This window comes from Pseudoalteromonas sp. SWYJZ19 (genome assembly GCF_015864375.1).
GTDB lineage: Bacteria > Pseudomonadota > Gammaproteobacteria > Enterobacterales > Alteromonadaceae > Pseudoalteromonas > Pseudoalteromonas arctica.
The window spans coordinates 40378-54987 of sequence record NZ_JADYXI010000006.1 but is presented as its reverse complement, the minus strand read 5'-3'; the positions used below and the strand labels follow the sequence as shown (position 1 = coordinate 54987).

Sequence of the window (14610 nt, the reverse complement as noted above, 5' to 3'; positions counted from 1 at the left end):
TAAAAGTGCTCATAAAAAGTACTTATACCACATCTATATCAGGCAAAAATAAAGGGCCTAAAGGTGTTTGAGGAATATTAAATTGCTCAGGGTAGTCAACATCCACTAAATACAAACCAGCAGCCTTAGCGGTAGCACTGGCCTTTGCGCGTTCTTTACAATCAAGTAGCTCTTTTATCCATATAGGTTGTTGTTTATGTAAACCAACATCCATTAAGCTGCCTGTGATATTACGTACCATGTGATGTAAAAATGCATTCGCTTTAATATCAATAATAACGTAAGTACCTTGGCGCTGTACCGACAGATGATGAATTGTTCTTGTCGGTGTATTCGCTTGGCAATGTATCGCTCTAAAAGAGGTGAAATCGTGTTTACCTATTAAGTACTGACACGCCTCTTGCATCTTTGTTTCATCAAGATGATGATGAAAATGCGTAACCCCCTCGTTTAATACCGCACCTCGTAGGGGGGAGTTATAAATAACATAGCGATAACGACGAGCTGTAGCACTAAAACGGGCATGAAAGTCATCAGCAACCGGTTGGGCAAAGCGAATAGCAATATCTTTAGGCATTAAAGTATTCATACCTAGTGTAAATGCGACCATATCGCGATCGGCTTGCGTTTCAAAGTGTATTACTTGGCCTGTACCGTGCACACCAGCATCTGTACGCCCTGCACATATAACTTCAACAGGATGATTACAAATACGCGACAACGCTTTTTCTACTTCTTGCTGTACGCTATTTACATGTGATTGACGCTGCCAACCACTATAACGTGCGCCGTTGTATTCAACTCCAAGTGCTACTCGCATAATTACCGTTTTACCTACTGTGCTAATGAACGAGGCATTTTATGCTATCTAACGATGCAATAAAAGGAGACCTGTCGTAATCAAACCAATACACATAAAAAAACCCGTATTTAGCTAAGCTAGATACGGGTTCTTATAAACATTTTAATTATTTTAGTTTAGCTTTTAAGCTAAGTGCTTCCTCTTGAACTTCTTCAGGACCTTTGTTAATGACATCCTCAATAACTTTAAGCGCAGAATCAAAATCATCAATTTCAATATAAGCACGCGCTAAATCAAGTTTAGCTGAGTAGCCACCACTTTCAGCATCAACATCCGTTGGGTTATCACCTGCAAGTAATGCATCAAACTCACTCAAACCGACATCCATATTAACGTCGGTGTAAGGTTCGTGTTCAAGTTCAGCGTCGTCACTTTCTTCTAATAATGAATCAATATCTACAAATTCGTCATTATCAAGTTGCTCAACATCACTACCTTCAACAAGTGACTCTGTTGTAGTTAATGAATCATCTGTCTCTAAGTCTTCTTTTAGCAAGCTGTCAAAGTCAACATCAAATTCACTGCTGTCATCAACACTTAAGTCTTCAGGCTCTGCTAACTCACTAAGTAATGAATCAAAATCAGTTTGCGTCAAATTCGACATAAACTCTTCATCAAGTTCATCGTCAGAGCTAATATCAGTGCTACCCACTTCATCTAAGCTTGTTAACTGTGCTTCGCGCTCTGCATTTGTTTGCTCTTGCGATTCGTCTGATAACTCATCAGTTAGCGCTTGCTCTAAACTATCTTCGTCAAATTCAGCATCTAATTCAGAAAAATCATTTTCAATTAAAATCTCATCATCAAAATCATTTTCTAAACTATCTAAATCAGCATCTGCCATAAGTGCGTTTGCTAAATCTTGCTCAGCTTGGCTGGAAGCGACTCCCGGTGCCTCACCATCTAAATCATCCCCTTGTAATTCTTCAGGGATAAATGGCAACTCACTTTCTAATGTTTCTTGAACTTCATCAAGGTTAAGAGGTTTGATGTCATCTTCAATACTTGGTGGTTCAACAGAATCAACCTCATTATTAATTTCTTGAAGTAAATCATCATCAAGCGACTCATCTTCAATCTCCGTTTCAGTTTCTAATTCAGAGAAGTCATTATCAATTAATAGTTCATCATCAAAATCATCTTCTAAACTATCTAAATCACCATCTGCCATAAGCGCATTTGCGAGATCTTTCTCTGTTTGACTAAGTGCTACTGCATTTTCATCACCCGATGCATCTCCTTTAAGCTCTTGCGGCTCAAACGAAGGCTCATTCTCTAATAATGATTGATCATCGTCTAATTCAAGTTCAGGATATTCATCCAACTCTTCACTTGGCGTTACAAGCTCGCTATCAAGCTGCTCTTCAATTTCAGTAAGATCTGAGTCATCGTCGCCCGCTAGCGGATCGTCACCAAGATCAACTTCTATTTCTTCAAGATCATCATCAAGCTCATCTAAAGACCAATCAGGTGTTTCTATATAGTCGTCATCAGTGGCCTGTTGTAGCTCACTTAAAAGCTCATCAACGCTCTTTAAAGTATCATCTGTGTATTCTTCAAGTGCATCTTCAGGATCAAGAAGCGACTCTGATGTGTCTGAAAAATCATCAACCGTTACATCTATAAGTTCTGGCTCTTCTTCAAGCTTAGGCTCTTCTGCAAGCTCTGGCTCTTCTTCAAGTTCTGGTTCTTCTTCAAGCTCTGGTTCTTCTTCAAGCTCAGGCTCTTCTTCAAGCTCAGGCTCTTCTACAAGTTCTGGTTCTTCTTCAAGCTCTGGCTCTTCTTCAAGCTCTGGCTCTTCTAAAGGCTCAAGTTCTTCTTCAAGCTCTGGCTCTTCTTCAAGCTCTGGCTCTTCTTCAAGCTCAGGCTCTTCTTCAAGCTCTGGCTCTTCTACAAGCTCTGGCTCTTCTACAAGTTCTGGTTCTTCTTCAAGCTCAGGCTCTTCTAAAGGCTCAAGTTCTTCTAAAAGCTCTGGCTCTTCTTCAAGCTCTGGCTCTTCTAAAGGCTCAAGTTCTTCTAAAAGCTCTGGCTCTTCTTCAAGCTCTGGCTCTTCTTCAAGCTCTGGCTCTTCTTCAAGCTCCGGCTCTTCTTCAAGCTCTGGCTCTTCTTTAAGCTCAGGCTCTTCTTCAAGCTCAGGTTCTTCTTCAAGCTCAGGTTCTTCTGCAAGTTCAGGCTCATCGTCAAGCTCGGGTTCTTCATTTAATGATGAAGCAAGCGACTCAATATCATCAACATTTAATTCTTCTTGAGCATCTGCTAAATCCTCAACTGAGTCTGCTAATGCATTATCAATTTCTGAATCTCTTACATCTGAATTTTTTAGTTCATCATCAATTAGGTTATCTATGTCGTCTAAATCAAAATCATCGCTTTGTTCAACTAATGAATCATCTACAGTATCTACTGCAGCCTCATCAATTAAGCTATCTATGTCGTCTAAATCAAAGTCGTCACTTTCCTCAACTAATGAATCATTTGCAGTATCCACTGCAGCCTCATCAATTAGGTTATCTATGTCGTCTAAATCAAAGTCATCACTTTCCTCAACTAATGAATCATTTGCAGTATCAACTGCTGCCTCATCAATTAAGCTATCTATGTCGTCTAAATCAAAGTCGTCACTTTCCTCAACTAATGAATCATTTGCAGTATCAACTGCTGCCTCATCAATTAGGTTATCTATGTCGTCTAAATCAAAGTCATCACTTTCCTCAACTAATGAATCATCTGCAGTGTCAACCGCTGCTTCATCAATTAAGCTATCTATGTCATCTAAATCAAAATCGTCGCTTTCCTCAACTAATGAATCATCTGCAGTGTCAACCGCTGCTTCATCAATTAAGCTATCTATGTCATCTAAATCAAAATCGTCGCTTTCTTCTAGAAGTTCATCTTCGTCGAGTAACTCTGCATCAATTGAGTCATCTACCACATCACTTTTTGGGTCATTCGCTTCATCAATTAAGCTATCTATATCGTCTAAATCAAAGTCGTCGCTTGTATCAAGTTCAGCTGAAGTGTTATTTGAGGTATCTAATTCTGTTGATGTTTGATCTAATAATTCATCTATATCAAAATTATCATCATCTGCAAGCTCCTCACTTAAAGCCGCCATTTCATCATGAGACTCTAAGCTATCATCCTCTAAAGCTTCGCTTGTTTGCTGTGCATCAAACTCAGGTAGACTATCGTCTTCATCAAACAAGCTATCTAAATCGTCATTAGTTAGAATTTCATCATTGTTTATTGAGTCATCAGATAAGTCTAAATCAATATCTTCAGCGTTTTCATCTGAAGGTTGATCAAACCCTTGCTGCATAAAAATATCGAGTTCATCATCGTCATCGGTATTTTCATCATCAAAAACAATGTCATCACTTAGTAGACTTTCAAGCTCATCCTGATCGAGTAAATTCTCACCACCTGAAAAATCATCTAGGCCGTCATCTAAATCATCATCAGGCAACATATCATTTTCGAGATTATCATCAAGTTGAACACTCAAGTCATCTAAAGGGTCGGGTACAATTGGATCGTCATTTAAACTTGGGCCTAAATCATCATCGCCAGTGTAAATTGGGGTTTGTGGTAAAAAGTCATCATCGTTTTGTGGCTCTTCTTGATTACTTGCTCGTTTGCGTAAAAACATAACAATTGCAAAAATAATCAGTAGCCCAGGAATAAACATTAATAAACCCAGCACTATCGGATTTAAAAATAATGAGCTTAAATCAAACGATTCTTTTGGTACTATCTCTTGTTTTTTTTGCTGTGCAATAATCTCGTTTTGCTTAACAATTAGTTCTTTTAATTGATTTTGAATTTCACTGTCTTGTCCTAACTGTAAGCGTAAGTTTTCGAGTTCGTTTGAAATACCTGATAATTGTTTTTTAAGATTATTATTCTCAACTAAAATTTCTTCTACATTGCTTACAGAATTTTTAAATTGTTGTTGTAACTCAACCAGCTTAGTACTTTGCTCTGTTTTTATTTCATTTAATTCTTTCTGTATCTCTTTTTTGGCATCGTCTACGTCGACTTTACGAGCTTGGGTTACTTTTGTTTGTGCTGAGGTAATTTCGCTTTGCGTAAGTGTGCCATTTTTTTTCTTTTCCCATAATGCATCATCTTGCTCTGAGCGTTGTTTTGCAAGCTGTGTATTTACACCTTTTATTTCGGCTAAAGTAGGGATTTTTAAATAGGCACCATTTTGAATATGATTAAGATTTTGTTCTAAAAATGAGTTGGGGTTTTTGTTATACAAGGCCTGCATAACTTGATAAATGCTGACGGAGTTATCTGGGCGCACTTTAGCCGCTATACGCCAAAGTGTGTCTGTTGGTTTAATTGGCCCAATAGATCGTCCTTGCGCACCATAGTCAACGCCTTTAGGCCCCTTTAATTGGGTACTGTCTTGAGAGTAAACTGGCGTTACTATCAATGCAGACGCTAATATAATAAGTGTAACTAAACCGCGCATGCTGATCCTTTAATATTTAAATATTAACAAAACACTTAAAGCTTAAGTGCATAAATATTGTTGATTATTGCTGTTATCAGCCAAATGACTGACTCGCATTTATTATTACAATCTATTTTTATTGCAAGCTCTATTCCAATTACAAACTATAAACCAGTTAAGGCTTAATATCCATCGCAACACCTTGAAAATAAATGCCTTAAAACATCTTTATAAATATTAATTTATTGAGTGTTATCAATCAGTTTTTATACTTTCAAAAATAAACGGCAAAAAATTGACAAGCTCTATAAACAAAAAGCGGCAAACAAATAATGTTTACCGCTTCGAAAGTGTGTTCAGCGCTATTAACTATTACATGTAATTAGCAATAAGCTCTTCTGCAATTTGAATACTGTTAGTTGCAGCACCTTTGCGAGTGTTATCACTTACAACCCACATGTTTAATCCATGAGGATGAGAAATATCAGCACGTAATCGGCCTATATAAACAGTATCGTTACCACTAGCGTCAGACACTGCTGTAGGGTAATCACCTTCATCATCAATTAGCTCGACACCAGGCGCGTCTTTTAAAAGTTGCTTAACGTGTTCAAAGTCATAAGGCATGCGCGTTTCAATATTAATTGATTCTGAGTGACCAAAAAACACGGGAACACGTACACATGTAGGATTTACTGCAATAGTGGTATCACCCAAAATTTTATGAGTTTCATTTACCATTTTCATTTCTTCGCGTGTATAGCCATTATCCTCAAAGCTATCAATTTGAGGAATAACGTTAAATGCAATTTGCTTCGGAAATACTTTATTATCCATAGGGCGTGCATTCATCAAGTTAGCTGTTTGCTTTGCAAGTTCATCAACCGCTTCTTTACCTGCGCCCGATACAGCTTGGTAAGTAGATACGTTAATACGGTCTATTCCGTAAGCATCATAAATTGGTTTAAGTGCTAACATCATCTGAATAGTTGAACAGTTAGGGTTAGCAATAATATTACGATTCCTAAAATCAGCTAGGCTTGAAGCATTAACTTCTGGCACCACTAGTGGGATTTCAAAATCATTTCTAAAGTGCGATGTATTATCGATTACAATACAGCCGGCATCAGCAGCAATAGGAGCATATTTTTCAGATACACTACCACCAGCAGAAAACAAACCTATATGCGCTTGGCTAAAATCAAAGCCTTCAACGTCAAGTACTTCAATGGTCTCACCACGAAACTTTATGTCTTCACCTGCGCTGCGGCTGCTCGCAAGTAAAAAAAGCTGATCTACAGGAAACTTACGATCTGCTAGCGTTTCAATGATTTGACGGCCTACTAAACCAGTAGCGCCAAGTATGGCAACGTTATATTTTTGCGACATATTTCTTCCTCTATAAACGACATTAAAACAACATCGTTAGTTAAATAATTATTTAGCTATGCTAAAGCCAAGTTGACTAAGTGCTGCTAGTTGTGGGCTATCACCTTGTAGGAATAAGGTGCTAAATTCTCGCCTTACCGGATAGTTTTTACGTAAACTATCAAAGCCCTCACCTTCTAAATGACGAAGTAAAATTCCGTCATCGCGGCGTACGTCATAAATTAAATGCACCAAACGGGCAATATCTTGCTCGCTTAGGCTTTGCGTAACAGTTGCATTTGTAATAGCAGGTATTGGTAAAAAATCATCCAACGATTTACTCACTTCTACACCTTTTAGGTCACACAATTTTTGATACAACATTTGTGTACCTCGTGCTTTCCCCTCAAGTGTATGCCCTGCGATATGCACACTGGCATAACGCACATGCTCTAGTAATTCAGTTAGAATATTGGGCTCTTTTTCCCATACATCAAGTACTATATCTAAATCAGCCCCAGCTTCCATTACCTCAAGCAATGCTTGGTTATCAATTACATCGCCTCGGCTTGCATTAATTAGCGTGGTTCCTGGTTTAAGTGATTGTAATCGCTCTTTATTCATCATGTGCAGCGTTTTGTGCTCGCCACCTTTAATAAGTGGAACATGAAAAGTAACAACATCTGATTGCGCTAATAACTCATCAAGCGCTACATGCTCTTGTAGTAAGCCCTGTTCGTGCTTAATTGGATCGCATAACAGTACGTCGACATTTAATGCTTTTAATTTTTGCGACAAACACGTGCCAATGTTACCCATTCCTACAATACCAATTGTTTGACCACACAATGGGCGCGCATTTTCTTGGCTTAATGCAAATAAACTACTAATTACATATTCAGCTACAGCAACTGCATTACAACCAGGAGCACTGGTAAAAGCAATATTTCTATCATGTAGTAATTGCGTATCAATATGGTCAATGCCAATTGTAGCAGTGCCCACAAAGCTCAGCTTGTTAGCTTGTGCCAATAGTTCATGATTAACATTAGTCACTGAACGAGTAAGGAGTACATCTACATTTATTAATTGTTCAGGCGTTAATTTACGACCATCAAAACGCTCAACCTCACCAAAGTCTGCAAAGTACTGCTCAACTAAAGGCATATTTTGATCGGCAAGAATTTTCATCACTGAGTCCGTTTGGCAATTAAGTGGCGCCATTGTAACGAACAACCAAGCCTTTACACAAACTAAAAAGGCGCATTTTAGCTGATACAAATACTTAAAAGTGGTTATGTTGATTGTTTTAAATCAGCAATTTAAATTAGGGATTTAAATTATGTGGATAATAATTTTACTATTGAATATATAAAGGCCGAATCACAGCATGATTCGGCCTTTGTTATGAAAAATAAACTTCAATTACATTGAATTTTATTTACTTGATTTTAGTTTATAGCTCAAAATCTTTTTTGAATTTCAAACCAAATTCACTGCGGTCATTACTACGCATTACACCAACAAAACCTGATTGTTGTAGGCGACCAACATCGTAAACTTCGTTTAGAACGTTTTCACCATACAGTGTAACTTCCATATCGCCATATGGATTAGTGTACGAAATATTAAAACCAACTAGTTCACGAGAATCAATGGTCTCACTTTGGTTGTAAACTGATTGACCTTGCATTTCACTGCGATACGAATAATTAGCATTAAACGCAAGTGTTGCGCCACTCTCTAAATCCATAAAGTAAGAAGGTGCAACCATGACAGTCCAGCGTGGCGTCAGTGCTGGTGAATCGCCTTTACCTATGCCTTGTACACCCTCAGCCACTTCTGTTATTTCAGAATCTAAATAACCAACTGCACTGCGAATAGTAAAGTCATCGGTAATAGCAACGGTTGTTTCAAGCTCAATACCTTGCGCTTTAGACTGACCCGCATTTTCTACAATTGTTACAAAGCCACCACCCGCTGTTGGATCTGAAAACGGTAATGCTAAATCGGTGTAATCAGTCACAAATACCGCAAGCATCATAGATACATTTTCGTGTACTTGGCCTTTTAAGCCCATTTCGTAGTTAATTGCTTTTGTTTCGTCAAACGATACAAATTGATCTGGTCCACCAAATGGACGCGGTGGAAAACCACCTGTTTGATAGCCTTTTTGAATCTGGCCATACACATTCATATTATTGCTAAGCTGATAAGATGCATTTACATCCCACGTAACCGCATCAAAATCTGCACTTACATATTTACGAGTTGGAAATGATGGGAATATAGCATTTGCATCTTTCTTATCTTTTGAATAACGAAGACCACCACCAACCGTTAAATCGTCAGTTAAATCGTAGCTGGCATTTATATATGCTGCATACGAATTAGTTTCTTGGTTAATTTCAAATTCGCCGTAACCGCCAAATGATTCTGTTACACCATCATTCAACAAGCCATTAGGTGTATTAAATGGGCTAAATACAAACGGGCCTGAACGTGTAAAGCCATCTTCATTAAAAAAGTAAAGACCAGATACAAAGTCCATATTATCGAATGTTGCATTTAGCTGAACTTCAAATGAGTATTGGTCAGCACCGCCCTCCTCTGGGAACTCAGACAAGTTTAAAGGAGATGCATCATCATCAAGACCACCTTCGTATTCAGATGTACGGTAGCTTGAAATAAACTTAGTAGTATAAGTGTCATTAATTGCCCAATCGGCTGAAAACGATGTGCCCCAACCTGAATAAGAAGTAGATTCAATACCAGCAACAGTCGTACCTAAATCATCAGGATCTGATGGTATTAAATCTTGAGTCAATAATGGGAAGTCGCCATTAAAAACATCATTTGAGTCTAGTGGGTCTGTTAATTCAATTGTATAAGGCGATTGGCCAGATTCGTTATCAACACCATCTAAAGAAAAAGTGAATGCTAAGTCGGTATTTGCTTGCCATTTAAGTGCAACACGACCACTAAATTCTTCTTCTTCACCAATTTCTTTTTCTGGGTTTGCTAAATTAACAGCTTCGCCCACACCATCACGTGTTTTGTATGATGCACTTGCAGACATACTTACATCATCTGTTAGTGAGTTATTAAAATAAGCATCACCGGCAATACGTCCTCGGCTTCCCAGCTTAGCTGTAGTAGTAACAATACCTTCATCACCAGGTTGCTTTGTAATTACATTTACAGCGCCACCTAATGTATTACGGCCATATAAAGTACCTTGTGGGCCACGAAGCACTTCAACACGCTCAACATTAGGTAATGATAAGTTAGAACCCATTTGACGACCTAAGTACACACCATCAAGATACACACCCACACCCGGATCGGTAGTTATTATGTGATCTTGCAAACCTATACCGCGGATAAATACAGACGCATGCGCAGAATTGCCCACGCCATAGCGGGTAATATTTAAATTTGGAACATATTTACCAATATCTTCTAGGTTACTCATATTGGCTTTATCAATTAGGTTAGCGCCAATTGAAGTGATAGCGGTTGGAGATTCAAACAGGCTCTCTGTACGTTTACGAGCTGTGACTTCTATCTTTTCAAATGCGTCTTGTTTAGCTGTTTTTTTAGTTTCTTCGGCGTTTACAGAGGTAGTGAGTGCAGCAAAAATTGCTAGACTTAGCTGTGAGAGGTTACGTAATTTCAAAATATTCTCCAAAGGATACCGTGTGATTTAGTTATGCATTTATACTTAAGAGTATAAATTTCAGGCATAAAAAAAGATGCGTAATGCATCTTTCCTCTGGATGGGTATTATATGACAGAATTGTGAAGAAATGTATAAATTATTTGAATAAATGTATAAAGAATAAAAGCAATTTAGACATTGTTAGCTTTAGGTGGATTATCATAAATAAAGAACATTAATATCAACCTCACTAAAAAGCTGTTTTAAAACAAAAAACCGCATAAATACAATTTTAAAAAGCACATAAAACGTACTTTACACATGTACTTTAGTGTATAAAAAAAGAGCTACAACACATTCTCCTATCATTGAAATTAACTAAAAATAAGAATATAGTACTAAAATGTAGTCTATGGATAGAATATTATGAATATTGAAAACACAGCTGATAAAAGCCTCAAATGCTTCACAAATCCAAATTACACTTCACTTTTTTGTGTTGCAGCTGACTTCAACGTTTTACTTGTTAATTATCAAGCTTTAAACGTCATTACCAATTATGAACTTATTAATCAATTCATGCTAAAAAATGGTCACCAAGGACTGGTAATTTTTGATGTCCCAAAAGACTGCGATGTACTAGCATTAAAAGAGTGGCCAAATTTAAAAGGATTGTTTTACGAAGGCACTGACGAAGTACTACTTCAACAAGGATTAGAAGCCATTGAACAAGGAAAGTTATGGTTCCCTCGTGCAGTAACCGATGATTGGATGAGGCAAATGCTAGCGAGTGAACAACAAACTACGCTGCAATCAAACAACTTAACCTGCAAAGAAATGAAAGTATTAAACTTATTATTTTCTGGCTTACATTCAAGTGCAATTGCCGACACTTTATTTATAAGTGAAGCTACTGTTCGCGTTCACCTACACAAGGTTTACCAAAAAATTGCTGTAAAAAAACAAGCAACAAGCATTACTTTGGTGTCAAAAAAACTTAAATAGAATTAATAGTTAAGTGGGCTTATTTGAAACCTTATTATGTCAGAATATTCACCGGCAGCTTGCCTTTCAAAATCATTTAGCTGAATTTTTAAAGGTAATAAGTAAACGGTTTGCCCTGAATATGAGAATTTATGTTGTGATACGTTATTTAGTTCAAGCCAACTTCCTGCCAGATCTAGACTGTAATTAATTGCATATTTATCTCTATAGAGACTGTGTATTAATTTACCATTATTATCTGAACTTACAGATAATTGAATATCTGAATTAGTAACAACTTGTAAACTAGGTAACATAGTGTATTCCTTACCCGGTATTAGCTCTCCCAAATTAATAGTATTTGAAAATGTATTATACCCAAGTACAGAAAGACTTGTTCTAGGCACAATATTTTCTTGAATGCTATATTCTCGTTCATCTAACAACTTGCTCCCCTGATCGTATAATTTCATTTGGAGTCTATCTGTATAGACACCAGCTTTAATCGGTGTTCCTGATGGTATTAGTAATGACAATATCGTCGAAGAATTAGTAAAGCTCAACTTTAAAGTTGATGTGCTAACTAACTGACTCTGTATACTTTGCATTTGGTACGGAACACTTTGAAATTGCCCTTTTAACTGAGCTTGGTTCTCACTTGTAATCACGAGCTGTAATTGACAACTCTCATCATTAATAACGCTTATACGTAACTCTTTCTTAGAGTCTATTTGCTGTAAGGCATGGTAGCTTTCAAAATCATCATAAATATGTTCAACCTTATCGAACCTAGCAGCACATTGCGCATGAATTAAAGGCGTAAAAATAAATAGTGCTAAACCACCCAATAATAAACTTACTTTTTTATTGTACATAAATAGCTCCTTTGCGCTGTAATTGTTCACCTTCAGATACTTCAATCGTAAAATGTGACTTTTCTGCATTCTTAAGTGTAATTTCATAATTACAGGCGGTTAAACCTGTTAATGCAAATCGTCCTTTTTTATTCGTAAAAAATGTATGCTCTTTCTTACTACTATTATCTAAACAAATAGCCGTTCCAACCTGTAACGATAGTGGCTTTTTTTGTTGGTCGTACAGCGTTGCAATGACTGATATGTTAGCGGCAGTCCCTATTGTAATTGCATGACCCGTTCGATAAGGTGAATAAAGAGTAATAATACCAGAACCTATATCATACCCTGGCGCTAAGTTATCAATATCGACTGCAACGTTGGTTGAGGCGTATGAACTTATATCGTTCAATAAAATAGTCTCGAAGTCTTCATTATCTGCCCTATATTCATCTTCATATTGCCCCAATATAACTTTTTTTCCTTTAAGGCTAGAGTGAGGTTTTACTAAAGCGAAGCTATCGTATATGGGTTTCCCAACAGCCCAACTATTATCTGCAAATGCTATACTTGACGCCAAGCTTAATCGGCTCTGATGGTAAGCTGAGTCCTCATTAAATTGCTCGTAAAAACTCCCATGATCAAAGTTCATAACAAAACGATTCGCGTTATATTGAGTATTTAGATCAAAAATAGCTTCATTTTGATCATTTTTTTCAAGCCCAGCTCTTATGTTCAAAGCTCCAACATAGCGCTGATTACTATCTTGAGAGAATTCTAAACGTGTTTTTTCACGCCTAGATTGATGAGATAATTTAGCCCGTCGAGTATTAGAAAACTTATAAGTGACAGACAACCTTACATCCCATTGACTTTCTTCAGCGAGACCCTCCCACTGCCCACCTAAACTATATCTCCATTGGCTATTATCGATCTCACCAGAAAGACTAACCCCAATTGATTTATCAAATTGAGCTTCATCATATGACCTTGATAAGCTTGTAAAAAAAGATGTTTGCGTATTATCGCCCCAAAAAAAACTATAATTAGCCTGAATATAATGCTCTCTTAAGCGAGAACTAGATTGAGAATCAGGCCGATAACCAAGGCCTGTAAAATATCTTGATGAGTATTCATAACCCACCGTAATGTCAGTGTTATTATCACTATGATTTCTATAGTTACTATAAACAATGCGATAAGCATGGCCTGTTTTTTCATTGAAACTTATCGCATTTTCAAACGCAATCTGTCCAATTTTAGCTGCATAAATATTTTTAAAACCAACCTGCTGAGAATACTCATCACCCTGTACTGCCGCACCAGCTGTCCAGCTAGGTGTAATGCCATAATCAAGATAAAAGCTGGCTAGTGGCTCGTCGTAATCATAATCTAGCTCACTACCTAAGCGTGAAGGAACGCCTAAATGAAACTCATATTCAAGTTGCCCTTGAGCAAAAAGATCTAAACCTGTCGTTACGTCAAAATCAACAAAACGCACAACTCCTGCTATATCAGTGATCCTCAAAGTAATATTATTGCTTCCTTCATTAAGGGGAATATCATCAAGAGAATATATACCTGCGGCTAAATTAAGTTTTTGTACTATCCGCTCGCCAACTAACACCTCTACAGAGGATGGACTCTCTAAGGTAAAGCTACGAGAAGCACTGGGTCTGATAGGTCTGTCAGAAACTAGCGAAAAATCATGTGAAAGCGACAAACCTAGTACCCGTGCTGTTGATTGAAAATAACTACCTGAGCTATAATTATCACCGACTGATATACGTAACCCACTAAGCGGTAGGTCATGTATTATACGAGTACCTAAGCGCCTAATATTTGATGAGGTAGGAGCTACTTCAGATAAATACTCCACTTCGTTTTCTAAAACCCAGCCTTCCCAGCTCACTACCATTTCAGAGCGAATAGCTAAGAGCTCATCTGTTGTGTCCTCGCCTTTATCTTGCTGATAAAAATAGCTTGAATAAGCATTAACAAATCCACTTAGTTTAGCGGGTTCCGATGCTGTTAAATTCCTTGAATCAGATTTTAAACTTAGCTGTTGAGGGCGAGTCAGTGTAAGAGGTACTGATATTTCTAAGCTAAAATCACTCATATCGAATGAAATATTATATCCAAATGACTCTAATGCTTTTGTATCAATGACATTCTTATTAACTTTAGACTCTAAAGAATCAAAATCTTCTGAAAATAAAAGTCGTTCGAATGACACTTTAATTTCACTCCATTTGAGTGATAAATTATCATTTGGGTCAACTGCAAGAGTTAATTTACCAATAGCATTTTTATTCAGTTCTGCTTCAACGCTGAGTTCGATGGTTCTTTTAGACGGGTTAATTTTTGAATAACATAATTGAGTAAAGCTCAATAAAAATATGCATAATAAAACTCGCAT

At 37.3% G+C, this 14610-nt stretch carries 7 protein-coding genes and 1 pseudogene; 1 reads left to right on the top strand and 7 read right to left on the bottom strand.

Translation table 11 applies throughout. The annotated features are described in order from the left end of the window. Positions 1-22 precede the first annotated feature (22 nt). The 5 genes from truA to I6F45_RS07710 all read right to left on the bottom strand — a co-directional run bounded on the left by truA (position 23) and on the right by I6F45_RS07710 (position 10371). Complete coding sequence (gene truA, locus I6F45_RS07730; RefSeq protein WP_007584098.1) at positions 23-820, bottom strand: tRNA pseudouridine(38-40) synthase TruA; 798 nt, start codon at positions 818-820, stop codon at positions 23-25. 148 nt (positions 821-968) lie between these two features. Then, on the bottom strand, positions 969-5342 hold the full coding sequence (locus I6F45_RS07725; RefSeq protein WP_197160122.1) for a FimV/HubP family polar landmark protein: 4374 nt from the start codon (positions 5340-5342) through the stop codon (positions 969-971). 354 nt (positions 5343-5696) lie between these two features. Beyond that, on the bottom strand, positions 5697-6713 hold the full coding sequence (locus I6F45_RS07720) for an aspartate-semialdehyde dehydrogenase (RefSeq protein WP_197160121.1): 1017 nt from the start codon (positions 6711-6713) through the stop codon (positions 5697-5699). A gap of 48 nt (positions 6714-6761) precedes the next feature. Further along, on the bottom strand, positions 6762-7883 hold the full coding sequence (locus I6F45_RS07715) for a 4-phosphoerythronate dehydrogenase (protein ID WP_197141448.1): 1122 nt from the start codon (positions 7881-7883) through the stop codon (positions 6762-6764). A 265-nt stretch (positions 7884-8148) separates the two neighbouring features. Then, positions 8149-10371: a TonB-dependent receptor gene (locus I6F45_RS07710; RefSeq protein ID WP_197141446.1), complete on the bottom strand. Its 2223-nt coding sequence runs from the start codon at positions 10369-10371 to the stop codon at positions 8149-8151. Between the two features lie 408 nt (positions 10372-10779). Here I6F45_RS07710 and I6F45_RS07705 point away from each other — a divergent pair. Further along, a pseudogene (locus tag I6F45_RS07705) lies at positions 10780-11371 on the top strand (LuxR C-terminal-related transcriptional regulator). Here the strand turns inward: I6F45_RS07705 and I6F45_RS07700 are convergent. Both I6F45_RS07700 and I6F45_RS07695 read right to left on the bottom strand, forming a co-directional pair. Continuing rightward, positions 11361-12212 carry a hypothetical protein gene (locus I6F45_RS07700; RefSeq protein ID WP_024594058.1) on the bottom strand — a complete coding sequence of 284 codons (852 nt, stop codon included), beginning with the start codon at positions 12210-12212 and terminating at the stop codon, positions 11361-11363. The pseudogene I6F45_RS07705 and the gene I6F45_RS07700 overlap by 11 nt on opposite strands. Continuing rightward, positions 12202-14610, bottom strand: coding sequence for a fimbria/pilus outer membrane usher protein (locus tag I6F45_RS07695; protein WP_197141444.1), 2409 nt, complete (start codon positions 14608-14610; stop codon positions 12202-12204). The genes I6F45_RS07700 and I6F45_RS07695 overlap by 11 nt, the downstream gene beginning before the upstream one ends.

Excerpts from the sequence above, each read along its gene's own strand:
- truA (WP_007584098.1), bottom strand. The coding sequence starts at position 820 with ATGCGAGTAGCACTTGGAGTTGAATACAACGGCGCACGTTATAGTGGT.
- I6F45_RS07725 (WP_197160122.1), bottom strand. The coding sequence starts at position 5,342 with ATGCGCGGTTTAGTTACACTTATTATATTAGCGTCTGCATTGATAGTA.
- I6F45_RS07720 (WP_197160121.1), bottom strand. The coding sequence starts at position 6,713 with ATGTCGCAAAAATATAACGTTGCCATACTTGGCGCTACTGGTTTAGTA.
- I6F45_RS07715 (WP_197141448.1), bottom strand. The coding sequence starts at position 7,883 with ATGAAAATTCTTGCCGATCAAAATATGCCTTTAGTTGAGCAGTACTTT.
- I6F45_RS07700 (WP_024594058.1), bottom strand. The coding sequence starts at position 12,212 with ATGTACAATAAAAAAGTAAGTTTATTATTGGGTGGTTTAGCACTATTT.
- I6F45_RS07695 (WP_197141444.1), bottom strand. The coding sequence starts at position 14,610 with ATGCGAGTTTTATTATGCATATTTTTATTGAGCTTTACTCAATTATGT.